This is a genomic window from Anabaena sp. UHCC 0253 (assembly GCF_009712085.1).
GTDB lineage: Bacteria > Cyanobacteriota > Cyanobacteriia > Cyanobacteriales > Nostocaceae > Dolichospermum.
In genome coordinates, this window is record NZ_VILD01000006.1 from 235,050 (window position 1) to 259,718 (window position 24,669).

At 36.5% G+C, this 24,669-nt stretch carries 16 protein-coding genes and 2 pseudogenes; 12 read left to right on the plus strand and 6 right to left on the minus strand.

Going from position 1 to position 24,669, the window contains the following annotated elements; genetic code table 11:
- Window positions 1-2,064, minus strand: a pseudogene (locus FJR38_RS17735) (FG-GAP repeat protein); the annotation flags it as partial.
- Window positions 2,065-3,819: 1,755 nt separating this feature from the next.
- On the minus strand, window positions 3,820-4,239 hold the full coding sequence (locus FJR38_RS17740) for a DUF2358 domain-containing protein (RefSeq protein WP_168491489.1): 420 nt from the start codon (window positions 4,237-4,239) through the stop codon (window positions 3,820-3,822).
- Window positions 4,240-4,390: 151 nt separating this feature from the next.
- Between FJR38_RS17740 and FJR38_RS17745 the strand changes: the two genes are divergently transcribed.
- Window positions 4,391-4,855, plus strand: coding sequence for a pentapeptide repeat-containing protein (locus tag FJR38_RS17745; protein WP_168538508.1), 465 nt, complete (start codon window positions 4,391-4,393; stop codon window positions 4,853-4,855).
- An 88-nt stretch (window positions 4,856-4,943) separates the two neighbouring features.
- On the opposite strand, the gene metK is transcribed toward FJR38_RS17745, so the two are convergent.
- A complete protein-coding gene (gene metK / locus FJR38_RS17750; protein WP_168538509.1) occupies window positions 4,944-6,206 on the minus strand; it encodes a methionine adenosyltransferase in 1,263 nt (420 codons plus the stop codon).
- Window positions 6,207-6,529: 323 nt separating this feature from the next.
- Here metK and FJR38_RS17755 point away from each other — a divergent pair, with 323 nt between their 5' ends.
- The 5 genes and pseudogenes from FJR38_RS17755 (at window position 6,530) to FJR38_RS17780 (ending at window position 12,442) form a co-directional block, all read left to right on the plus strand.
- The gene (locus FJR38_RS17755) at window positions 6,530-8,182 is read left to right on the plus strand and encodes an AAA-like domain-containing protein (protein WP_168491495.1); all 1,653 of its coding nucleotides are present in this window, start codon (window positions 6,530-6,532) and stop codon (window positions 8,180-8,182) included.
- Window positions 8,183-8,710: 528 nt separating this feature from the next.
- A pseudogene (locus FJR38_RS17760) lies at window positions 8,711-9,129 on the plus strand (element excision factor XisH family protein).
- Window positions 9,114-9,416 (plus strand): element excision factor XisI family protein, encoded by a 303-nt coding sequence (locus FJR38_RS17765; protein ID WP_168491499.1) that lies wholly within the window; start codon window positions 9,114-9,116, stop codon window positions 9,414-9,416. Before FJR38_RS17760 ends, FJR38_RS17765 begins: the two are co-directional and overlap by 16 nt.
- A 52-nt stretch (window positions 9,417-9,468) precedes the next feature.
- A complete protein-coding gene (locus tag FJR38_RS17770) occupies window positions 9,469-11,121 on the plus strand; it encodes an AAA-like domain-containing protein (protein ID WP_254449499.1) in 1,653 nt (550 codons plus the stop codon).
- A 328-nt stretch (window positions 11,122-11,449) separates the two neighbouring features.
- Window positions 11,450-12,442 (plus strand): GUN4 domain-containing protein, encoded by a 993-nt coding sequence (locus FJR38_RS17780; RefSeq protein ID WP_168538511.1) that lies wholly within the window; start codon window positions 11,450-11,452, stop codon window positions 12,440-12,442.
- 233 nt (window positions 12,443-12,675) lie between these two features.
- On the opposite strand, the gene FJR38_RS17785 is transcribed toward FJR38_RS17780, so the two are convergent.
- Window positions 12,676-13,452, minus strand: coding sequence for a transposase (locus FJR38_RS17785; RefSeq protein WP_168538513.1), 777 nt, complete (start codon window positions 13,450-13,452; stop codon window positions 12,676-12,678).
- A 134-nt stretch (window positions 13,453-13,586) separates the two neighbouring features.
- On the opposite strand from FJR38_RS17785, the gene FJR38_RS17790 reads away from it, so the two are divergent.
- The gene (locus FJR38_RS17790) at window positions 13,587-14,063 is read left to right on the plus strand and encodes a Uma2 family endonuclease (RefSeq protein WP_168491504.1); all 477 of its coding nucleotides are present in this window, start codon (window positions 13,587-13,589) and stop codon (window positions 14,061-14,063) included.
- Between the two features lie 186 nt (window positions 14,064-14,249).
- On the plus strand, window positions 14,250-14,648 hold the full coding sequence (locus tag FJR38_RS17795; RefSeq protein WP_168538515.1) for a CU044_2847 family protein: 399 nt from the start codon (window positions 14,250-14,252) through the stop codon (window positions 14,646-14,648).
- A 645-nt stretch (window positions 14,649-15,293) separates the two neighbouring features.
- Here FJR38_RS17795 and FJR38_RS17800 read toward each other — a convergent pair.
- Complete coding sequence (locus tag FJR38_RS17800; RefSeq protein ID WP_168491508.1) at window positions 15,294-16,295, minus strand: phosphoribulokinase; 1,002 nt, start codon at window positions 16,293-16,295, stop codon at window positions 15,294-15,296.
- 813 nt (window positions 16,296-17,108) lie between these two features.
- On the opposite strand from FJR38_RS17800, the gene petH reads away from it, so the two are divergent.
- Together petH and FJR38_RS17810 are read left to right on the plus strand one after the other, a co-directional pair.
- A complete protein-coding gene (petH, locus tag FJR38_RS17805; RefSeq protein ID WP_168491510.1) occupies window positions 17,109-18,443 on the plus strand; it encodes a ferredoxin--NADP reductase in 1,335 nt (444 codons plus the stop codon).
- 116 nt (window positions 18,444-18,559) lie between these two features.
- Complete coding sequence (locus tag FJR38_RS17810; RefSeq protein WP_168491665.1) at window positions 18,560-19,849, plus strand: homoserine dehydrogenase; 1,290 nt, start codon at window positions 18,560-18,562, stop codon at window positions 19,847-19,849.
- 204 nt (window positions 19,850-20,053) lie between these two features.
- On the opposite strand, the gene FJR38_RS17815 is transcribed toward FJR38_RS17810, so the two are convergent.
- Complete coding sequence (locus tag FJR38_RS17815; protein WP_168491666.1) at window positions 20,054-20,491, minus strand: CAAD domain-containing protein; 438 nt, start codon at window positions 20,489-20,491, stop codon at window positions 20,054-20,056.
- Between the two features lie 568 nt (window positions 20,492-21,059).
- Between FJR38_RS17815 and FJR38_RS17820 the strand changes: the two genes are divergently transcribed.
- Together FJR38_RS17820 and FJR38_RS17825 are read left to right on the plus strand one after the other, a co-directional pair.
- Window positions 21,060-22,784, plus strand: a complete 1,725-nt coding sequence (locus FJR38_RS17820) for an ATP-binding protein (RefSeq protein ID WP_168491667.1) — start codon at window positions 21,060-21,062, stop codon at window positions 22,782-22,784.
- 301 nt (window positions 22,785-23,085) lie between these two features.
- Window positions 23,086-24,669, plus strand: a 1,584-nt coding sequence (locus FJR38_RS17825; protein WP_168538517.1) for a UvrD-helicase domain-containing protein, incomplete at its 3' end; no start/stop codon positions are given.

Genomic DNA, 24,669 nt, shown 5'->3' on the forward strand with positions numbered 1-24,669 from the left:
AGCCGCATCTTGTGTCTTGACTCGGATACTGTAATTAGACTTAGTTTCAAAGTCTGGAGAAAAGTTAATTTTGAGTTGATCTCCCTCAATAGAGAAAGCAGTATTATCAGTGTCTCCCTCACCCGCAACTAGGTGATAAGTAAAAGTATCTCCTGTATCTGGATCAGTAGTAGTCAATACACCAACAACAGAGAAAGCGGCAACATTTTCATCAATACTTGTATTGCTAATTCCTAAATCTGTGGGTGCTGAATTTGGTAGTGTTTCGTCAATATCATTGATGGTAATCGTCAACTGTTTCTCATAAATTAGTCCACCTTTATCTGTAGTGCGGACTCGGACAGTGTAATTGGACTTAGTTTCAAAATCTGGAGAAAAGTTAACTACCAGGCTATGACCATTAATGCTGAAAGCACTATTATCAGCATCACCATCACCAGCAACTAGGCTATATGTAAAAGTATCGTTTTGGTTGGGGTCAATGGTGCTGAGTGAACCAACAACTGTATTAACTGGAACATTTTCATTAATACTTGTATTGCTGAGTGCTAAATCTGTGGGTGCTTGATTGACAAATTTGCCGAATATCACATAAGCTGCTCCAGATTTGATACCATTAGCATCAGCAAAAGGAGAGCTAATAATGATGTCTTTAACACCATCACCATTAACATCCCCAGCACCGCTAACGGAGAAACCTAACTCTTTATCTATGGAAAGACCATCAATAACAAAGCCATTCTCGCCGTTGAGACTTGATATATCAAAGGTAGGACTAAAGGGAGTTTTACTACCATAGACTACATAGGCTTGACCCTTGGAATTAGCAAAGGGAGCGCCAATAATGATGTCATCAATACCGTCATCGTTAACATCCTTTAAATCACTGACAGACCAACCGAAATTGTTAAAAGGAGCAATACCGTTGATGGCAAAGCCATTGTTGCCATTGAGTTGTGACAGTTCAACAGTATTATCAAAACCGCCCTCTTTACCAAAGACTACATAGCTTTTACCAGTAAACTCTATACCTCCATCTCTTGCACCAATGATTAGATCACCAATTCCGTCACCATTGATATCTCCAGCTTTACTAACAAAGAAGCCAGATTGATCAACATCTTGTCCATTGATGGTAAAACCATCGTTAGGATTAAGGTTGGAGACGTTGATATCATAAGTAAAGGGGTTGTCTTGTTTACGTCCATAGATCACAAAACTGCTGCCAGAATTGTTACCATTAGGGTCTGCATAAGGCGCACCAATAATGATATCATCAACACCATCACCGTTCATATCCCCCGCATCACTCACGGAATAGCCTAAGTTGCCTAAGTTATTTTTATCATTGCTGTAGATGATCAAGCCGTCATTAAACCCAAAGTCTGGAGAGTCGAGGTCTATGACTGAAGGAAGATTCGTTTTCCCAAAGATGACATAGCTTTCGCCGTAAATACCTGGGCCATTATTGCCAGGATTAGTTGCACCAATTAATAGGTCTTTGATGCCATCACCATTAAAATCACCGGCACTACTAACAGCCCAACCTGCATTACTACTTAATTCAAATGTACTGCCTGGAATAGTAACGCCCTTGTTGCCAAGGTTGGAGAGTTCGATGGGATTACTAAAATAGTTGGATTCTTTACTACCAAAGATGACATAAGCATTGCCGAGACTATTGGCAATAGGACCAGGTGCGCCAATTGCTAGGTCATCAACACCATCACCGTTCATATCCCCAATGTTGCTAACGGAACGGCCTGATTCATCAGCACTTGCAGCCCCGTTGATCACAAAACCTTTAGTACCATCAAGAGTCGAAAGATCAATGGTTTGACTAAAGCCTTCTTTACTACCAAAAACTACATAAGTCTTACCTGCATCACCTTGATTATTGGGATTGGCTAACGGCGCACCAATTACGATGTCGTCAATACCATCACCATTCATATCTCCAGCATTGCTAACTGAATAGCCTAATGTGTCGTTTTCTTCTTCACCTTTAATAATAAAGCCGTTGTTACCGTCAAGTGTGGAGAGATTAAAAATTGCTTCGCTCATAGTGGTGTAATATTGTTGGTTTTTTCAATTTTTGATAAACTTCCGCTACTGGAAAGCCTTTTGAACAGGCAATTTCACCCTATTTACAGAAATATTTGCTATAAATCTGCGTTCAGAAATAGCTCTAGGCTGTAGTTGAGTAGCCAGAGTCACTGTTGATGGCAATATGAACACCCTTAGTTAGGGTAAATCTGCGTTACGAAATGGCTCTAGGCTGTAGTTGAGTACCTAGAGTGAGTGCAATACTTTGTCGGTTAAGAACCTGAAAGTTATCAATTCGTTGGGGAAAAGCTTTAAGGGTAAAGGGTTTTCTTCATCCTTTTCCTTTTCTTCTTTCCCCTCCTAACCGCGCAGTATTAAGAGTAGGTGTTACAGCAAATTGTGATCAAACTTGCCACAAGTCAAAGTCATAAAACCAATGCAGAACTTCGCATGGGATTTATTTTTGTGGTTTATTTGCTCGAAAACTGCTGTAATTGCAGTAGCGGAATAGAAATTAATGCCCTGGTGTAGTGTTACTGTTCTGGCTTGTAGTTGAGTGGCCAGAGTTAGTATAGATAATTTGTTGGGGATGGTTAGCCCAATTCGGCAAAGCATAATTAAAAACTTAAAAAGCAGATTAAACCAGCTTTTTAGAAATTTTTAATGATGTTTATTTTTGCTGCGCTGCACTAGATTAACTTTCATGCTCAGTGAAACCTCGACATTAATATAATCAAATCCAGGTCTATGGAAGACTTGGGGTTTTTGCCGATGACACCCAAACGAGTGAAGATGCTAACGTGTATGCCTGATTTGATTGAAGGGCTTGGGTTTTTTACTAACAAGAAAGTTTACATTCATTGCCCGAAAACAGTATAGCTCACATATTGTGCTTTTAATTGTGAAGTTTTTGCAAACTTTGGGTCAATAACACGCAAATTCCTGAGTTGGGCTTTTATCATGAGCTTTAAGCACCGCATAAGACCTAGACTGGGGTGATGATACTTGAATTCAGGGGAAAAAATTTCTCTTCCTGGTTCTCAATCCCCGCTTCCCATTACCTCATCCCTAATTACCACTGTCCAATCCGGACTTCTCTTAAATATTTTGACTACTTCTCATCTACTGTCTCCACCAGTAATACTAGGGTGTGGTTAATGATGGGGTTAGTATTGAATGGGTAAAAATGGGAATTTTGGGGAAAAAAGTCTGCTACTTGTTGTCAACGGGATAAACGCTGCCTTTTTAAGCAAATCTAAATTCTTTTTGTGAGTATAAGTTTAAATCAAGTATAGAGCAAAGTGTTGCTTGTTAGGTTAAGGGCGAAAAGATGCAAATATTTATAGTAATGCTATTTGATTTTTTAAAATATGTGTGAAGTCCATTGTAGTTGGTATTGTCCACAACAACCCTATTAACGTAAATTAGGTATAGATAAGCGCAAATATCCGGCTGCGCTAACCAAAATCAAAGAGGAGTCCTATATGTCCAGATTTATGAGTTGAAATCAGTTTTTCATGGACAGATGTTTAAAAACCTATCTATCTCCAGCGTCGGATGATAATTATCTGTTAAAAAACGATAGTTCAACACAAGTTCTCTATTTAAATAAGAGAACTTTATCTTATTTTTTTCCAAATGAGAATTGCTGGGATCTGACACCCGCATATCCCCTAAATCCGCCTTTTTAAGGGTGAATTTGAGGAATTTAGCTTTCCTTGGTCAGGAGGGTTGGGGGGATATTGATTAATTCTGATACTTTTCAAACATCCTCTAACCCCTTTGCCAAAACTGCTGTAATATTTCTCCTGGTTTTCTATCCCAGGTGTCAATATGTTCATATATTAAACAATCTGCATTCAATTTGTAAGTTGAATAACCATTAAACAGTAACTTTGCTTGCCAAGGAACGCGTAAAACCCCTCTCACTGTCCATGTAGCTAGAATTGTGTCATCACTAGACTGTGATACCTCATGTAAATCAAAGTAAATTTGTGTGAAAAATAATTGAGCATGAAATCGTAAAGTCCAAAATATTAAGCGATAGTTAAATTTACCTTTAAATTTATTGACTGGATCACAAAAGTAGATATCATTTGTGTATATTTCATAGGAAATATCCTGCTCAAACAGTGTAGGTAAGTCCTGTTGCAGAGTTGTAATTAGTTGTTTTATCTGTAATTGGGATTCCATATAATTTAGTAATTAGTAATAAATTCCTATTCCCACTTTGAGAAAAAATATCAAAGTTGTGATTTTAATCAACATTCTCCAGCCAACTTGTGAGATAATGAAGTTGTGAGGTAAAGAACGGACATAACTCCATTATAAGGGGGAAAGTTTTATGAAACTTCAATTATTAGCCGCTATGGCATTGGTAACTCCCCTGTTTCTAGCTAATTCAGTCCAAGCTGGAAGCCAGCAAGATTTACAGAAACTTTTGTCAACTAGAGAATGTATCCAGTGTAATCTATCAGGAGTCAACCTCAGCGGCGCTCATCTCATAGGTGCTGATTTACGAGGCGCAAATCTACAAGGTGCTAACCTCACAGATGCTAACCTAGAAGGTGCTGACTTAACTGGAGCAAATTTAGCAGGCGCTAATTTAACATCAGCTTTTGTTACAAATGTTAATTTAAAACAAGTCAATTTAAACGGTGCAAATCTGACTCGTGCGACAATTAATGATTCCAACGTTTATCAAGCATCAATGGATAACATGGATATCACCGATGCTGATATATATTACACTGGAATTGGGATTGGTGGAGAAGATGGAGCAATGATTCCCGATTGGGATGCTCCCTAAACTTGAGCTATCTATGATTAAAAAATGAGGCTATAGATGATCAAATTGTCTATAGCCTCAATTGCAATTTTGTGAATATACTAACTGATTAAGCGATCGCTTTTGAATGAGATTTATTCAAGCATTGCTTTAATATGTCTGCTTTATCAGTGCGTTCCCAAGGCAGATCTAAATCAGTTCTTCCAAAATGACCGTAAGCTGCAACGTCCTGATAAAAACGTCCGCCTCTTTCACTTGGTAAGTTCCGTAAATTAAAAGCATGGATAATTCCCGCTGGACGTAGTTCAAAGTTGTCCTTAACTAGGTTCAACAGAATTTCATCATCTACTGTACCAGTACCAAAAGTATCAACAAAGATACTCACTGGCCGCGCTACACCAATGGCATAACTTAGTTGCACTTCACACTTTTGAGCTAACCCAGCTGCAACAATATTTTTGGCTGCATAACGAGCAGCATAAGCCGCAGAACGGTCTACTTTTGTGGGATCTTTACCAGAGAAAGCACCACCACCGTGGCGAGAATAACCACCGTAGGTATCAACAATAATTTTTCGTCCTGTTAAACCAGAATCTCCCTGTGGTCCACCAATGACAAATTTGCCAGTGGGGTTGACTAAAAATTTTGTCTCCTGAGTTGGCTTCACAGTAATATCACCAAATACAGGTTCTACCACCTCTGTCCATAGGTCAGCTTTAATCTTGGCCTGTATTCCAGCATCATCTGTAATATCCCCAATAGTAGCTGTATGTTGAGTGGAAATTAAGATAGTGTCAATACCTACAGGTTTTCCATCTTCATAAACTACAGTAACTTGAGTTTTCCCATCAGGACGCAGATAAGGAAGAACACCTGCTTTACGAACTCCTGCCAATCTCCGGGCAATACGATGAGCTAAACTGATCGGTAAAGGCATCAGTTCGGGTGTTTCGTTACAAGCAAAACCGAACATGAGTCCTTGATCACCAGCACCAATTTTATCGAATAGTTCTTCACTATCCTGAGTGCGCGTTTCTTGGGCTACATTGACACCTTGGGCAATATCAGGTGATTGTTCATCCAAAGCTATCAAAACACTGGCGCTATCCGCAGAAAAACCATTACCTGCGTCAGTGTAGCCTATTTCCGCAATTTTTTTACGGGCAAGATGCACATAATTGACATGAGCTTTGGTACTAATTTCTCCAGTAATTAATACTAAACCAGTATTAACCACCACTTCTGCGGCTACTCTGCTACTAGGGTCTTCTGTCAATAACGCATCAATAATCGTATCCGAAATTTGATCGCAGATTTTATCTGGATGACCTTCTGTAACTGACTCGGAAGTAAATAAATAACGACGAGACAAAGGAATTTCCTCCTGAGAGAATGTTTTCACTGATGAGATACATCAGTTACTAATTTCTGAAATCATAACAATATTTACAGTTTTTGTAATAAGTATCTTTTATCTACGTATTTTCAGGCTTATATGTATAGCATGAGGCAGATGTAGGGGCGGGGTTTCCCCACTCAGAAGTTAGTATCATTATCAAGTATGAATTTTTAATATCTACCAAAAAAGTTATCAGCAGCCTAAAATTTGATCAGCGTTACAGTTTTGATCACTATAAAGGATAAAATACTGCACATACACAGTATTGCTGATCATATTTCCAAAAAACGACGTTGATGAAAAAAATTCTGATTTTAACAGCTAACCCCATTAACACAAAACCATTACGTTTAAGTGAAGAAATAAGGGACATTAAACAAGCTTGGGAACGTTCCCAAAAACGTGAACAATTTGAAATTATTGTCGAACAAGCTGTACGTCTTCAAGAATTCCGTCGTACTCTATTAGGACATAAACCAGATATTGTTCATTTTTCAGGACATGGTGGAGGAGAACATGGTTTAGCTTTAATGGCAGATAATGGAGAAGCATTTTTAATTAAAGTTGCTGCTTTAGCCAAATTTTTTAAAGCATTACAAGAAATCTTTTTTATTGATTGTGTTTTTCTCAATGCTTGTTATTCAGATGTACAAGCAGAAGGTATTTATCCTTATGTTAATTATGTCGTAGGGATGAATCAAAAAATTGGTGATCAAGCAGCTAAACAATTTGCTATTGGTTTCTACGATACTTTATTTGCAGGAGAATCAATTCAAAGTGCTTTTGATTTAGGATGTAATGCGATTGAAATGGAAAATATTCCAGAGCATTTAACTCCGGTTTTGAGGACAAAAGATGCAACGACTAAAAAAGCCATTGTTCAGGATTTAAATGAATCAAAATCTGAACCAATTCCAGCAAGAAGTATTGATATTCCTTTTGAAAATTTAGATGGACAAGTTCCTCTAAATTCTCCTTTTTATGTTGAACGTCCTCCTGTGGAATCTAACTGTTATAAAGCTATTATCAAACCTGGGGCATTAATTAGGATTAAAGCACCTCGACAAATGGGAAAAACTTCATTAATGAGTAGGATTTTAGCCCAAGGAGAAAAGCAAGATTATCAAACAGGATTTATTAATTTATGGAGTCGAGAATTATTTAAAAATCTCGATAGTTTTTTAGAGTCTTTTTGTGCAAATGTCAGTTTAGAATTAGGGATTGAAGAAAAGATAGATCAATATTGGAATACTAAACGTTATAGCAGTCAAACTAATTGTACAAATTATTTCCAATCCTATCTTTTAAAAGAATTGAAACAGCCTGTGATTCTAGGATTAGATGAAGTGGATAGAATCTTTCAATATAGTGACATTGCTGATGAATTTTTCACTATGTTACGTTCATGGCATGAAAAAGGCAAAAATAATGAAACTTGGCAAAAATTGAGATTAGTTATTTCCCATTCTCAGGAGGTTTATATTTCTTTGGATGTGAATAAATCTCCTTTTAATGTCGGTTTACCTATTGACTTAAATAAATTTAGTTTAACTCAAGTTCAAGATTTAGTTAAACGGCATGGATTACAATGGTCAGATACAGAAATTAATCAATTAATGGGGATGATTGACGGTCATCCTTATCTAGTAAGAACAGCATTATATCATATTGCTACTAACCAATTAACCTTAAACCAATTTTTAGAAATAGCTCCCACTGAAGAAGGTTTATATGAAGACCATTTGTATCGTCATCTTTTGATTTTAGAAGAAAATAAACAACTAAAATCAGCGATGTTAAAATTAGTTAATAGTGATGATGCAGTTACATTAGAACCAACTTATGCTTTTAAATTAAAAAGTATGGGATTAGCGGAGTCAAAAGGTAATAAGGTAATTCCCTTATGTAATTTATATCGGCTTTATTTTTGCGATCGCTTGCAAGACTAATTAATGTCATCTAAAATGATAAAAACCAAATAAATATAACAATACCTTGTCCAAATTGGAAAAAGCCTTGATTTGTAGGTTGGGTTGTGGAACGTAAACGTTCGCGAAGCAATCAGCATGAAACCCAACAAAGCAGAAAATGGACAAGGTATTGATATAACCAAAGTTATTTTGTGATGAACATAACTTGCTCTAAACTAAAGTAACCTACGGAAACGCTACGCGAACAGGACTAATAACTAAACTCCGTTAAAACGGACTATAAATTTTTATTCCATTGCTGGGAGCGATGATTACATGATGTTTGATAGAATAGTTGTAAAAGTTTCATCATAGTATATATAGCTGTATGCAGTTGAAGGAGATACATCATACGCCCCCTCCTCGCTTGCGGGGAGGGGGTTGGGGGTGGGGTTCTTGTATTTCACTCAACCAAGAACCGCTATAATGTAAATATTATCTATCGTAGTGCGGTCATTTTATGAACATAGATATGGAATCTAAATAACCAACCGTTAACGAAAAAAAATGTCTAGGAGAGATAATTTACACTTATCATTACGTCATACCTTAGAAAAGGATGGTTGGAAAATTACCGATGATCCCTTAATTTTAGCACTAGAAAAAACATTACTCAAAGCCGATTTAGGCGCAGAAAAAATTTTTAGTGCTGACAAAGAAGACCAAAAAATTGCCATTGAAATTAAAGATTTTGATTCTCCTTCTGTGATTAGTGAACTAGAAAAAACCATAGGACAACTTCAACTCTATCAATGGGCTTTAGCAGAACAAGAACCAGAAAGAAAACTTTTTTAGGAATTAGTCAAGCTATTTATTTAAAACACTTTCAAAAACCTATTTTTCAATTGGTTGTTAAACGTAATAAAATTAATCTAATTGTTTTTGATCCTGAAAATGAGGTAATTTTACAATGGATAAATCACTAAAGTACACTGAGATTTTAACCCAAGTTTTAAGAAAAGAATCTGCTATTCAACCTCGACTACAAAAACTTAAACTTAGTTCAGTTTGTGATCAAGAATCAGGACAATTTTTGATTATTATGACAGGTTGGGAAAAACAAACTTGGACTGATACTATTTTATTCCATGCTCGATTATTAAATGATAAAATTGTCATTGAAGATGATAATTTTGAGCAAGGATTAACAAATGCTTTAATTCAAGCAGGAATACCTCCAGAAGATATTGTTACCGGAATGTTTCAACAATAAAATTACAATAATATAGAAATTTACCCTAATTTATCGGTATTCAACAAATTAAATGGAAAATTTAGACTCAATTAATTATGAATATCAAGTAGGTGGTTCTCTCCCAGCTTCTGCTCCTACTTATGTGACTAGAAAAGCCGATAATGAACTTTATCAAGCTATAAAAAAAGGAGAATTTTGTTATGTTTTAAATTCCCGTCAAATGGGTAAATCTTCTTTAAGAGTTCAAACAATGAAACGACTTAAAGAAGTAGATGGATTTGCTTGTGCTGCTATTGATTTAACTGAGATTGGTTCAGCTAATATTACCCCTTTACAATGGTATGCAGGAATTATTATTGAATTAATTAATACCTTTGAATTAAATGAAAAATGTGATATAGATAGTTGGTGGGATAAATATGATCAAGAATCTTTATCTGCGGTGAATTTCTTTGGTAATTTTCTGCGCGATATTCTTTTAAAATATGTTGATTCAAATATCGTTATTTTTATAGATGAAATTGATAGTACCATTAGTTTAGAGTTTAATGTTGATGATTTTTTTGCATTGATTCGCTCTTTTTATAATCGTCGAGTTGATAATGCTGAATATAATCGTCTGAGTTTTGTGTTATTAGGAGTAGCTACTCCCAACGATTTAATTCAAGATAAAACACGGACTCCTTTTAATATTGGTTATGGGGTGGAATTAACAGGTTTTACTTTTGCAGAATCTCAACCATTAGCACTGGGATTGAGTGTTAAAACTAATCACTCAGAAAAGTTATTAGAATTAATTTTACATTGGACTGGAGGACAACCTTTTTTAACTCAAAAGGTTTGTAATTTAGTCTTAAATTCTTCTGAATTATATGAAGGAAATGAAGAAGCATGGTTAGAAAATTTAATCAGAACTAATATTATTGAAAATTGGCAAGCACAGGATAACCCAGAACATTTACGCACTATTGGAAAACGGATTTTAAATGATGAACAATTAGCAGGTGAATTATTAGAGATTTATCAAAAGATTTATCAAGCAGGAGAAGTTATTAGTCAGAATACTGGAGAGGAAGGAAAGTTACAGTTATCGGGTTTGGTGGTGAAAAGAAATAATCACTTACAGATTTATAATCCCATTTATCGAGAGGTTTTTAATCAACAATGGATTGATAATCAATTAGCTGCATTACGTCCCTATTCTGAGGCTTTTAGGGCGTGGTTTAATTCAGGTTGTCAGGAAAATTCTTGGTTATTACGAGGAAATGCTTTAAAAACCGCAGAAGCATGGGCAGAATCTAAGAATGTAAGTTTTCAGGATAAACAATTTTTAGCCGCTTCTCGTCAGCAGGAAATTGAAGAAGAAATTATTGAAAAGGAAAAGGAAGCTGAGTTAGAAAGAGAAAGAAAGGAGAAGGAAGCGGCAGAAAGGGCGAGAATTATTGAAGAGGAAGCTAAACAGGAAGCTGAGAAAAAACTTAATGCTGCTAACAAAAGGATGCGTTTTGGAAGTGTGGTTTTAGCTGTTACGTTAGCATTAGCTGGAGTATTCGTTGTGACGGCTGTAAATAAAGCTAATATTGAACAACAAAAAGCAAATGAAGCTACTAAAAAAGCAGATGACGCTACACAGGTGTTAAAGAAAGTAAAAAGTCAAGAAAATCAGGTAAGAGAGCGATTAGAAAAATCACAAGAACAAGAAAAAATACTCAAGAGAAATTAAAAAAAGCTAATGATAATTATAATATAGCTAAAGATAATTTAGAACAAGCTCAAACAAAAGCGAATAAGGCTCAAAAAGAAGCTCAAAATGCAACACAAACAGCAGATCAAGCTAATCAGAAATTAGCAAGTATAAATCCTAAGCTAGAACAAGCGCAAAATCAACTTAAACAAGCACAAAGCCAAGTTGAAAAAGAACGGGTAAAAAGCAAAAAGCTAAAGAAGAAAAGAATAATCTTGAAAAAGATATTGCTCAAATTAAAGAATTATCTCAATTATCTGCCCAATTACAACAACAGAATGACGGTACAACTAGAGCAAATGAATCTTTGAACATTGCGGGTTTAGTTCTCAATGAAAAAATCAAAGATCCAAAATTAAAACAGGCTTTAATTAATAGTTCGATGGCTTTGGGCTATCAATTTTTAGTTCAGAATAAAGTTGAAATTAGCCAAGAGATACAAGATAAATACAATCCAAATACGATTATCAAACAATTATCCGATGTTGAAATTAAAATGAATCGAAATGATATTAATTATTTAGCTACTTTAGTTTATATTTATTATGCCAAAGGAGAATTATCTCAAAAAAACAAAGACAAAATTAACGCTTATGAACAAGCAATAACAAATTATCAGCAACTTGAGTCTGAATTTAAGTCTAAATTTAAAAACTCTTTGAGATTATTCACTCATGATTACAATATTCTCTATAATGGTAATGCTAATATTGTTGCTTCTGTTTACGGTCGGCTTAACGAATTAGATAGCAAAAATACAGCTTATCATGAAGATTTCAAGAAACATTTATTGAATGAATTAGACTATTTAATGAAAGAAAATAGATGGCAAGATGCAGATAGGAAAAATGATCAGTTTCTTCTGGTTTCAGCCAAAAAAGAAAAACAAGGTTTTTTAGAATTAAATGATATTAAAAACTTTAACTGTAAGGATTTAAAAGAAGTAGATGATTTATGGGTGAAAAACTCAGGAGGAAAATTCGGTTTTAGCGTCCAAAACAGGATATGGAAGGAAACAGGTAATTCTTTAGATTTGGAAAAATGGAGCAATGAAGGGTATAATAGGTTTGGCGAACGGGTGGGATGGAAAAAGGGAAAAGAGGAGAGAGGAAGGTGGATGAGATATAGTGAGTTACCCTTATGGGAATATAAGAATTTAGGTACGTATAAGCTGATGGGTACTCTACCTTTTCATACAAGGGTACTTTCATATTCTGATACTGATACTTTTTGGTTACTTTCAGACAAAAGTGACGATACTTTTTTCTCCTTTCTTCTTGCAGAGACTTGTAGATTGTAGCAGCTAAGGCTTTCAGCGCATTGTAAACATTTATTAAGCAAGCATTTTCCACTCAGTAATCGGCTTTTCAAGAATTCGATACCTGGCACAAGCACACGACAAAAACACAGCGACACGGGTGCTATAAAAAAGAGTTAATTTAAAAGCTAAAAAGCAGCAAAAATATCCAAAAAAAGCCCCAAAAAGCCCTAATTAGCCGTAAATAAACACACTACTTCCTTGTGCATCTGAAATCATTGACTGTGATTGTGAAAAATAACCCCTGCAACTTGAGAGTTATAACAATTAGCAAAGATAAATTTCTCAGCCACTTCCACAATTTCAGGATTAGTTTCCTCCCAACTATCCCAAGGTAATCGCATTTGTCCAGGTGATGTTTTTTTGTTTTTACCTTTACCTTTAATCACCTTCGGTAAAAATTGATTACCCCAAGAATAATGTCTTTCTGCTTTCTCTTTCGGCTGATATTTCCTACAAAAACCGCGATATTTAGCCGCACATTCATCCAAGGTTCTCCCCAAAGCCAAAAAAGCAGGATGCCAAGTAGTTAAACCATCATCCCCCAATCGGTCATAAACTCCATAATTACTGAAATCATAAAAAAATCCTTCTTGCATTCCCGCCGCTTTCGGATTAGCGTGAATATACCTAAGCGTATTCAATGCCCTTTTATAATCATTTTTAGCAAATCCTGTACTGTGATAGCGTTTTTCCCAAAAGTGTCCTGTCCGGTTTAACATTCGGTTAAAACACATTGCCGTGTACCAGTTTATCCAGTGCATGATTTTGGGTAAATCTTCAGGTTGTGCTGGTTCAATTAAATAATGCACATGATTTGACATAATACAGATGGCATAAAGCTGAAATTGGAATTTAGCCAACGCCTTGTTGAGAGTATAGAGAAACACCTGACGGCATTCGTGACGAGTTAACTTAAATTCACGATTATTACAGCGAGTGGTAATATGATAACTGTATCCTGGTATTAAGTCGCGCTTTGGTCGTGACATTAGATGACGGCTACATTTTACTGGAATCAATCATTATGCTATCAGTTGAAGAATTTAGTCCAAGTCAAAAGTTAAAATACGTTGAACTTCTAAAAAATCAGCTAAAATCATATTGTTCCTCCAGGTAATTGACCATGAAATGGGAAGATGTTTGTGAACATAAACAATTACAAGATTTACCCTTCAAAATTGAATTAAATAAATGGGGACAAATTGTAATGAGTCCTGTGAAAATTAAACACTCTTTTTATCAAGGAAGAATTCAACGGTTATTAGAATCTTTATTAAAAACTGGCGAAGTCATGCCAGAATGTGCAATCAATACGTCAGATGGAGTTAAAGTTGCTGATGTCGTGTGGTGTTCAGAAGCAAGATTTGATCAAATTCAAGATGAAATATCAGCTTCTATAGCACCAGAAATATGTATAGAAGTTAAATCCACTGGCAACACTTTTGATGAAATGGAATTTAAGAAAAAATTATATTTAGAAGCTCAAGCAATTGAAGTATGGTTATGTAATGAACAAGGCAAAATAAAATTCTATAATCAACAGGGTGAGTTAAAAAACTCTTTGTTAGTTCCTGACTTTCCTAACCAAATTAAACGATAATAAAGTTGACTGCTGAATTTTGTTTAGGATTTACGCAAGTGTCACACCAAAAATCTGTTGTAGGGTGCGTCAGATATCAACAATCTGTTTATTTGCAGAATTTATGCAGTCTGACGCACCCTACCAATGTGCCACTTGTTTAAGTCCTGTTGTTGTATCTCTCACCTTAAAAGATAATTTACCTTTATGTCACAACTAACGCCGATTGAATTAGAAGACGGAACAATTATTTATATCGAAGCCTCAGAAAATGTTGCTGTATCTATTCCTCAACCTCAAAAACAAGAAATAGAAACACCAGATAAAACAGGTTTTATAATTCCCACCCCTAAAGAATCAGACCGTAGTTTTGGTTTAGAAAAACTGAATATTAAAGAACAGGGAGACAAACTCCAAAAAACTATTCAATCTTATTCAAAACATATTATTCAATCCTTCAAAGATTTAGCTTTAGCCGAAGTTTCGGAAGTTACCTTAGAATTTGGGGTTAATGTGGGAGGAATGACAGGAATACCTTATATTGTCACAGGAGAAACTAGCAGTAACATCAAAATTACTGTTAAATGTAAATTTAATCAGACGTAAATTTTGTCAGAATCAGGATGTCCAGGATTTGAGGATTTACAGGATGTTATTGTTGATTTAGTCTAGGAATTTTCGCCAATTTATAGTGTTTAGAGAATGTTGTTTATTGTTTAAATTAAATAGATATCATTTGAAAATTTGAATTTAGGCAGTTACAAAATATTCTTTGTCACCTATTCTTATAATCCTTAATTCTGTTATCATAATTCTCTTATAGCGGTTATCGCTAGGATGCAATACAATCGAGGGCGCAGACCCTGCGCCCCTACAGGCTTTGCGATTTGCTGACTGTATCTCACTCAAGTGCATACCGCTATATCATCAAATAATCTCCAAATAACCATCCTGCAAATCCTCAAATCCTGCAAATCCTGATTCAGACAATCCTTAATTCTGTTATCATCAAATAATATCCAAATAACAATCCTGTAAATCCTAAAATCCTGTAAATCCTGATTCAGACAATTTTTAATTCTGTTATCATCAAATAATATCCAAATAACAATCCTGTAAATCCTAAAATTCTGTACTTCGACTATGGCTACGCCACGCAGGCTATCGCTCAGTAACCAAAAATCCTGAATCAGACAAAAAAAGAGGGAACATTTTCTCTGTTCCCCCTAATCTTTGACATAAACTGCTGTTTTAGACTTGAACAGCTAGTTTTGCTTCTTTAGCTGTCAATCGCTCATAAGCATCACGCATTTTCAAGCCTGTCAATACTTGGAATAAACCAGTACCATTGTTAGAACCAGGATATTCGCGGTGTTGTAGTAACAAGTGAGTCATTTCACCTTGATATTTGGTGGATGTTTTGCTCAAATGAGTTTCGATGTAAATAACTTCATCGAGATTATCAAATTGACCGTCTACCTCTAGAACAGAGACATAACGACCATAGTAAACATCAGAACCGTAGTATAGTTGCATACCGGGATAAGAACAGGTCAGTTTGCGTCCGCAAGGAGTCCACTGAATTGTTGAACCTTCATCAAACAGGTAGCTTGGCTCAAAGCCTTCTTTACCTTCCCGTTGTAACATCCGTACCCGTAAAACCTTACGTTCTGTATCGTTTTTAATTAAGTTGGTAGGTAATACTTGTAGAACTACATCAGCAAATTCTCTTTGTGGTTCGATGAATTTTTCAAAATCAGGTTTACGAGAATTGATTTGTGCTAAAACATCTTCATAGCGGTGGCCTCTTTCAGCCATATCCCGTTGAATTTTCCAAGCAATTTTGACTTCATCGCTAATATCAAAATAAACACTAAAGTCTAAAAGCGCTCTTACTCGTTCATCATATAAGGGATGCAGCCCTTCTACGACAATAATATGATTTGGCTCAATCCATTCTGGTGGGTCAATCATGCCGGTTTCGTGGTTATAAATCGGCTTACTGACTCCATGACCTTCTTTAAGAGCTTTAATTTGCTCATACATCAGATCAAAATTGTTTGCTCTAGGGTCAAGTGCAGTTATCCCTGTTTGTTTACGTTGTATACGATCTAAACAATGATAGTCATCTAAACAGATAACTGTCATGAATTCTTCACCAAATAAATCAATTAACCGACGTAAAAACGTAGATTTACCGCACCCAGAGTCTCCGGCTACTCCAATTAGTACCACCCGTTCCGGCTTAGTCATAGAATCCCCTCTAAAATACTAAATGTGTCAATCAATAATTTTTCTCACAACAGATTGTGAATCTAGGAGCTTACCCCGATAGTATGATCCTGTGTTCTCGCTACCCAGCATAACGATGACAGATTTAAACGGATAACTTAATATGCCAATGGCAGTCACTCGTCCTAATTAGCCTAATTTTATCGCTGGTAAGTATTTAATCTTAGTGTTGCACTAGATTTTAACAGAAGGGGGTGTACTCTCACAAGATTTGCACTCAGAAAGAATCTAGTTCCCTATCAATTATCTGCTTAACATTCTGCCACAGATGATACAGATTTTTTGAGAATTGATGGAAAATTGCAAAAATCTCTATGGATTTATCATAATTAGGTAAGTTGGCTCACAGTCATGATAGGATAGCGTTAGTGATTTTAGTTCAGTAAGCAGACAAAGTTATAATATACGGTTTCGGGATATTTCCGGAATGTAAAGGCTTGTCCTTATACCCAGGATTTTTACAGTATCAATATGCTGTAAAATGCTTTTTCATCAAGCCTAAAACTATGTAGTTCACGAAAAAAAGATTAAAGTGATTCACTATTAACATTCTCGCAAAGACTTATCCTCTAATTTAGAAGATGAACAGGTGTGTTTTTTTTGCCATGCCTACTGGTCTTGGGCGAGTGTACTCTGCAAGGCATCATAATTAATGATGTTGTTTTCCCAAATAGCCAGTTTTGTGATCCGAAAATCCGGTAAACTAAAGCTCGCATAAGGATGGGAATCATTTTTTTGATAAACGGTTAAGTAAATATCGGAGTGGTAGAAGGAATGTACAATCAAGGTGCTGTTGAGGGTGCTGCCAGTATAGAATCAGGTAGCCGCGTCTTCGTTTACGAAGTGGTGGGTCTGCGTCAGGGTGAAGAAACGGATCAAACCAACTACCCAATTCGTAAAAGTGGCAGTGTATTCATCAGAGTACCTTACAACCGCATGAATCAAGAAATGCGACGGATCACTCGACTAGGCGGTAAAATTGTTAGTATTCAACCTGTTACAGCTTTACAACAAGTCAACGGCAAAGTTGAATTGGCAACTGCTGACACCACAGTAGTTAGTACAGAAGTTAAAGCTGGGGTGAGTGCTAAGAATGAGGAAAATGGTAAAGCCACACCTGTTAGTAATGCCAGTGAAGCCAAAGGCTTTGCTAAATCACCAGCTAAGGAGAAAAAAGGCAGCACCATGACTCAAGCAAAAGCCAAAAAAGATGCCCATGCTGACGTTCCTGTGAACATTTATCGTCCTAATGCTCCGTTTATTGGTAAGTGTATCTCTAATGAAACATTAGTCAAAGAAGGTGGGATTGGTATTGTTCAGCATCTTAAATTTGACCTGTCTGAGGGCAATTTGAGGTATTTAGAAGGTCAAAGTATTGGGATTATTCCCCCTGGTGTGGATAAGAACGGTAAACCAGAAAAACTCAGACTATACTCGATCGCTTCTACTCGTCACGGCGATAATTTAGATGATAAAACAATATCTCTATGTGTTCGTCAGTTAGAGTATAAACATCCAGAAAGTGGTGAAACAGTTTACGGTGTTTGCTCTACCTATCTGACTCGTCTTAAACCAGGTGATGATGTAAAAATCACCGGACCTGTGGGTAAGGAAATGTTGTTGCCTGAAGATCCTGAAGCTAATGTGATTATGTTAGCAACAGGTACAGGTATTGCACCGATGCGGACGTATCTATGGCGGATGTTTAAGGATGCAGAAAAAGCAGCTAACCCAGAATATCAATTTAAAGGATTTTCCTGGTTACTGTTTGGTGTACCAACAACTCCCAATATTCTCTATAAAGAAGAATTGGAAGCAATGCAACAGAAGTATCCTGAGAACTTCCGTCTTACTTATGCTATCAGCCGGGAACAAAATAACCCTGAAGGTGGCAGAATGTACATCCAAGATCGTGTTGCAGAACACGCTGATGAATTATGGCAGTTGATTAAAAATGAGAAAACCCATACTTACATCTGCGGTTTGCGTGGTATGGAAGATGGTATTGATGCAGCTTTAAGCACTGCTGCGGCTAAAGAAGGTGTAACCTGGAGTGATTACCAGAAAGAACTCAAGAAAGCACATCGTTGGCACGTAGAAACATACTAATTTGTCATTGGTCAGTAGTCAGTGGTCATTGGACAATTAAGAGAAGATAATCAGTAGGTAGGGCTTATGCTCTGCCTACAATTGTTTTATGTGAATTTAATGTGGGTGCAAAATCTGTGGCTGTCAAATTAGGAATACTTGGATTAGGTACAGTAGGGACGGGGACAGTACAACTGTTGCAAGATAAGGTAGGCCGTCATCCACTGTTAGAGGAAATTGAAATATATCGAGTGGGTGTGCGATCGCTCGCAAAACATCGGACTGTAGAATTATCTTCAGAGGTAATAACTACAGATTTAGAAGCCATTGTTAATGATCCAGCCGTAGATATAGTTGTAGAGTTGATGGGGGGATTAGAACCAGCCAGAACCCTGATGCTAACAGCAATTAAAAATGGTAAGCACGTAGTTACCGCCAATAAAGCCGTAATTTCTCGGTTTGGTGCAGAAATATTTACCGCTGCTAACGAAGCTGGTGTCTATGTGATGCTAGAAGCAGCAGTTGGTGGTGGTATTCCTGTAATTCAACCCCTCAAGCAATCTTTAAGCGTTAACCGCATTGATGCGATAACAGGGATTGTCAATGGCACAACTAACTACATCCTCACCAGGATGCAAACAGAAGGTAGTGACTTTAATGATGTCTTAGCTGATGCTCAGAAATTAGGTTATGCTGAGGCTGACCCCACCGCTGATGTTGATGGTTTAGATGCAGGCGATAAGATTGCTATTTTAGCTTCATTAGGTTTTGATGGGCGAATTAACCGAGAAGATGTCTATTGTGAAGGAATTCGCCAAATTACAAAAACAGATATTGCCTATGCTGCTAAATTAGGATTTGTTATTAAATTACTAGGGATAGCTAAACATTTAGATAGAGATAACTCCCAGCTTTCAGTCAGAGTTCATCCTACCCTAGTACCGCAAGACCATCCTTTAGCTAGTATAAATGGTGTTTATAACGCCATTCTTGTGGAAGGAGAACCCCTTGGTCAGGTGATGTTATTTGGTCCTGGGGCTGGTGCTGGTGCTACCGCTAGTGCTGTATCATCGGATATCTTACATTTAGTAGCCACTCTGAAAACTAATACAGCTAAACCAAACCCTCTCCTGGCTTGTAGACATCAACATTACTCTCAAATTACCCCGATTTCTGAGTTAGTAACTCGTTTTTATACCCGCTTCCTGAGTAAAGATCAAGCGGGAGTCATTGGTAAATTGGGGACTTGTTTTGGCAAGTATGGGGTTAGTTTAGAGTCAGTTGTACAAACCGGCTTTCAGGGCGAACTAGCAGAAATTGTGGTTGTGACTCACGATGTCCGGGAAGGGGACTTTAGACAAGCTTTAGAAGAAATTCAAGCGTTATCATCAATAGATAGTATTCCTAGCATATTGCGAGTGCTGTAAGATCAAAAGATCCCCGACTCCTTAAAGAAGTCGAGGATCTCAGATTTTTAACAAACAATAACCTTGTCCATTTTTTGTAGGTTGGGTAGAACGAAGTGAAACCCAACAAATGCGTCGGGTAACATACGTCAACCCAACCGACAAATCAAGACTTTTTTGATTTGGACAAGGTATTGAACAAAGAAAGAGAATTACTCAAATTAGTTAAGAATCAGCAGTTTTTTTACCGACAACTTGGGATTTGAGGGTTGTGATTTCGCTAGATAACTCCTGTCTGCTTGAGGCTTTGAGTAAATAGCGATAGATAAACCAGACAGAGTAACCAATCCCAATTAATTCAAAGGTAGGTGCTACCAAAGGAACATCATTAAGAGCATCTAATACAGCTAATAGAACCTTAACTGTGACGACTGCTGTCACAACTAAACCAATGCTAACAATAGGCTGCTGATATTGACCAAAGAATTTACCTACGTAGTCTGGTAATGTCCCTAAGAAACCAGAAATTTGTTGTCCGTATTTCAGCCATTGTTCTTGAGACTGCACAGGAGGCTGAAGTTTGGTAAGATTTCCAGTTTGGGTATTAATTTCGGGAACGGTTGTTTCTTTGGTTTGGGTTTCTTGATATTCTGGTTCTTGCATTTTCGCTTCCATAATTTTGAAAGTTGAGTTTTTACCTAGATATTTACAACCAAAAGGTTGCTAATTGACATTTCTCGCACTGATTAGGGTGAGAAATTAGGGATTATTGGTTTATCTTATCTAGAGTTGTTGACAAGTATCACTTAACTTTACTCGAAATCCAGTAGCATTAAATTGGTAGGGCTGATGCACTCAACTGTCATACAGTAGTAAAATCCAGTAGAGTAGGGCAGTGAAGCATCCCACTCTCTAGAATATCCTTCCCTATCGTTTGCAGATGACATAGTTGCGTTACGGTGCGTAAGTCCTTGTTGCTTAGATAACAGGGAATCCTGTGTAATGAACTGCAAAGTATGGACTCAAACTATATATAATATTATGGCTGTAGGCTCGTACTGTACAGGATGAACCAAAATACAAAGTTAAGAAGACAAAATTAAGTATTGTGAAGTATTAATTCAGCCATGGGTTAATATTTTTATTTCTGATTTAGATTTGTTTTGTTGCCTGTGTAGGAGTTACACTAGTGTAGTAGTTTTTTCCCTGATGAGGATAAAAATTTGCATAAATACCAACTTACAAACCAGCCCTTGTTCAGAGCAGTTTGGAAAGCAAAAAAGTGTCACCTGAAGCACCAAAGATAGACGAACTCCCAACTATAGAATTTCCCTCCCGTGGGAAACTCAAGGCCAGTTCTTGGCGTATCCATCAGAAAATTGGCTATGGATACCTTGTGGCTATTGGGATTGGATTTTTTGGTTCTTTAACTGGATTGATATTAGCAAATTATTATCGGGGTAGAGAGGTTAGACAATTCAATCAAGCTAATGAGCAAAAAGAATTGTTAAGTCAGTATCAGGATGCGATTATTGGAGCGCAATTATCTAGTTTTAATTTAGTAGCTTTACTGGAAGATCCACAAAAGCTCCAGAGTAAAAAAAATGAATTTCTCAATTCTGTCGCCAAAGCAGAAAAATTAGAAAAAAATATTGGTGGATTTATCAATAGTAATCCCCGCAAATTGGCGGCTACAAGTGCGACTTTAGAGAATTTATTACAGGATTATGCAGTTAATTTAAAATTATATATTGATCAAATTGAAGGGGTTTTAGAAAAACTCAACTCTCAACAGTTATCGCCCCAGCAAATCGCCTCAGTGAGGGAAGATTTACTGGTAATTATGCGCGGTGATATAGCGATCAAATTAGAGGATTTATCGAATAAATTAACAAGGATTTTACACACGGCTCAAGCACAAGAACAAGCCAGACAAATAGATATAGCAGAAGCTAAAGTTGTAGAAAGAGCAATTGTGATTGTGAGTATGGTGGTATCAGCCGCCGTTGCTGCTATAATTGCTTGGCGGACTAGTAGAGCGATCGCTGAACCAGTCGTTACTGTCACCCAAATTGCTGAACAAGTAGCCCGAAAATCTAATTTTGACTTACGCGCACCTGTCACTACCGATGATGAAATTGGTTTATTAGCTAAATCCCTCAATCGTTTAATTGAAAGGGTTTCCAAAAGAACCAAAGAACTACAACAAGCCAAAGAACTAGCCGAAGCTGCTAGTAAAGCCAAAAGCCAATTTTTAGCTAATGTTAGTCATGAATTACGCACACCACTAAATGCAGTCATTGGTTTAAGTCAACTACTCCAAGACGACGCAACAGACATAGGATTGTCCACAGATTTCATCACTGATTTAGAAACTATTAATTCCGCAGGTAGACACCTACTAGAACTAATTAACGATATCCTCGACTTATCAAAAATTGAAGCGGGGAAAATGAATCTTTACCCAGAAACATTTGCTATTGATAATTTAATTAATAATGTTATCCTCACCATTAAACCATCTGTTGAAAAAAATGGTAATAGATTAGTAGTCAATTGTGATCAAAAGCTGGGAACACTGTACGCAGATCAGACACGGGTAAGACAGGTATTACTCAACTTACTCAGCAACGCCGCTAAATTTACTACAAACGGTAAAATTACCTTGACAGTGAAAACTGATCAAACACACATCCTCAAGGAAGTACCGTTAGGTATCATTAGTTTTATGGTAACTGATACAGGTATTGGTATATCTCCCACACAACAACAGCAACTATTCAAACCCTTTACCCAGGGAGATAATTCTACAACCAAGAAATATGGCGGTACTGGGTTAGGATTAGCAATTAGTCGCCATTTTTGTCAAATGATGGGAGGTGACATAATTGTGAACAGTCAACCTGGAGTTGGTTCTAGTTTTACTGTCCTTCTTCCACTCACAGCGCAAGAATAAACAATTGACAATTGACAATTGACAATTGATAATTACCTCGCCCTGGAAGTGCGAGGATTGAGAAAGAAGACTTTTCCACAAGCCCTAGTTAGAAACTTATGTAAATATTACTAAGTAGGTAAACAGAAAAAATTAAAGGTATGTGAAGAAAAGTAAAATCGCTCAAAACTCTCTTCCTGTTCCCTGTTCCCTGTTCCCTTGCCCCAACGACAATTTTTAACGCCCACTTACTTATTGTAGAGTAAAGACGTTCCAGAGAAAGTCTCTACAAAGATTCTAGTAGATGCACATTTAATATCGTATGACAACAAGTATTGATTTCCTTAGTCACCTCAACCCTAGTCAACGTCAAGCCGTTGAACACTATTGTGGACCATTGTTAGTGGTTGCTGGTGCTGGTTCGGGGAAAACCCGCGCCCTTACCTATCGCATTGCTAACTTGATTATCCAACATCGTGTTAATCCCGAAAATATCCTAGCGGTGACATTTACTAACAAAGCTGCTAGGGAAATGAAAGAAAGAATTCAAAGGATATTTTCCGAACAATTAGCCATAACACAATATGGTAAAAAGTTTGCTTTATTGACAGAATACGAACAAAGTTTACTAAAATCACAAGTTTACCGCAATACCATTAAAGATATGTGGTGTGGGACTTTTCATAGTTTATTTTCTCGGATTCTGCGCTGGGATATTGAAAAATATCAAGATGAAAAAGGCAGAAAGTGGAATAAAAACTTTTCCATCTTTGATGAATCTGATGTGCAGAGTGTTATTAAAGAAATAGTTACCAAAGATTTAAATTTAGATAGTAAAAAATTTGAACCAAAGTCTGTTCGCTACGCCATTAGTAATGCTAAAAATCAAGGCTTATCACCCCAGCAATTTGAAAGCGAACAACCAAATTATCGCGGTAGAGTCATTGCTGATGTCTATAATCGCTATCAAGATAAACTTTCCCAAAATAACGCTTTAGATTTCGATGATTTAATTTTAATTCCTACTAGATTATTTCAACAAAATGAGCAAGTTTTAAATTATTGGCATCGGAAATTTTGTCATATACTAGTTGATGAATATCAAGACACTAATCGTACCCAATATGATTTAATTCAGCTTTTAGTAACCAATGATGAAAAACGTAAAAGCGAATGGAAATGGCAAAATCGGTCTGTGTTTGTTGTCGGTGATGCAGATCAATCAATTTACAGTTTTAGAATGGCAGATTTTACCATTTTGCTAGAATTTCAGGAAAATTTTGGCGATGGTTTGGCAGATGATGATACTCGCTCAATGGTAAAATTAGAAGAAAATTATCGTTCCTGTGAAAATATTCTCCAAGCTGCAAATGAATTAATTGAAAATAACACTCAACGCATTGATAAAATTCTCAAAGCCACAAGAGATCCAGGAGAACAAATTTATTGTCATAAAGCTGATGAAGAAATGGCAGAAGCGGCTTTTGTTATTAACCAAATTCGCACCTTAGAACATCAAAATCCGGAATTAAACTGGGGTAACTTTGCAATTCTATATCGAACAAATGCTCAATCTCGACCATTTGAGGAATTATTAGTTAAATATCAAATTCCTTATACAGTTGTGGGAGGAATGAAATTTTACGATCGCAAAGAAATTAAAGATTCTGTTGCATATTTAAGAGCTATTAATAACCCCTCCGATACTGTGAGTTTATTACGAGTAATTAACACACCCCGTCGCGGAATTGGTAAAGCTACTATTGACTCTTTAGTGAATGCTTCCCAGCAGTTAGGAACAACATTATGGGAAATTTTAAGTGATGAAACATCTGTAAATTACTTTAGCAGGACGTTCATCAAAGCTGTGAATAATTTTGCAGCGATGATTCAAATCGTCAAGAAC

Excerpts from the sequence above, each read along its gene's own strand:
- FJR38_RS17755 (WP_168491495.1), top strand. The coding sequence starts at position 6,530 with ATGAAAAAAATTCTGATTTTAACAGCTAACCCCATTAACACAAAACCA.
- FJR38_RS17815 (WP_168491666.1), bottom strand. The coding sequence starts at position 20,491 with ATGCAAGAACCAGAATATCAAGAAACCCAAACCAAAGAAACAACCGTT.
- FJR38_RS17785 (WP_168538513.1), bottom strand. The coding sequence starts at position 13,452 with ATGTCACGACCAAAGCGCGACTTAATACCAGGATACAGTTATCATATT.
- FJR38_RS17790 (WP_168491504.1), top strand. The coding sequence starts at position 13,587 with ATGAAATGGGAAGATGTTTGTGAACATAAACAATTACAAGATTTACCC.
- FJR38_RS17765 (WP_168491499.1), top strand. The coding sequence starts at position 9,114 with ATGGATAAATCACTAAAGTACACTGAGATTTTAACCCAAGTTTTAAGA.
- petH (WP_168491510.1), top strand. The coding sequence starts at position 17,109 with ATGTACAATCAAGGTGCTGTTGAGGGTGCTGCCAGTATAGAATCAGGT.
- FJR38_RS17770 (WP_254449499.1), top strand. The coding sequence starts at position 9,469 with ATGGAAAATTTAGACTCAATTAATTATGAATATCAAGTAGGTGGTTCT.
- FJR38_RS17800 (WP_168491508.1), bottom strand. The coding sequence starts at position 16,295 with ATGACTAAGCCGGAACGGGTGGTACTAATTGGAGTAGCCGGAGACTCT.
- FJR38_RS17740 (WP_168491489.1), bottom strand. The coding sequence starts at position 4,239 with ATGGAATCCCAATTACAGATAAAACAACTAATTACAACTCTGCAACAG.
- FJR38_RS17795 (WP_168538515.1), top strand. The coding sequence starts at position 14,250 with ATGTCACAACTAACGCCGATTGAATTAGAAGACGGAACAATTATTTAT.
- FJR38_RS17745 (WP_168538508.1), top strand. The coding sequence starts at position 4,391 with ATGAAACTTCAATTATTAGCCGCTATGGCATTGGTAACTCCCCTGTTT.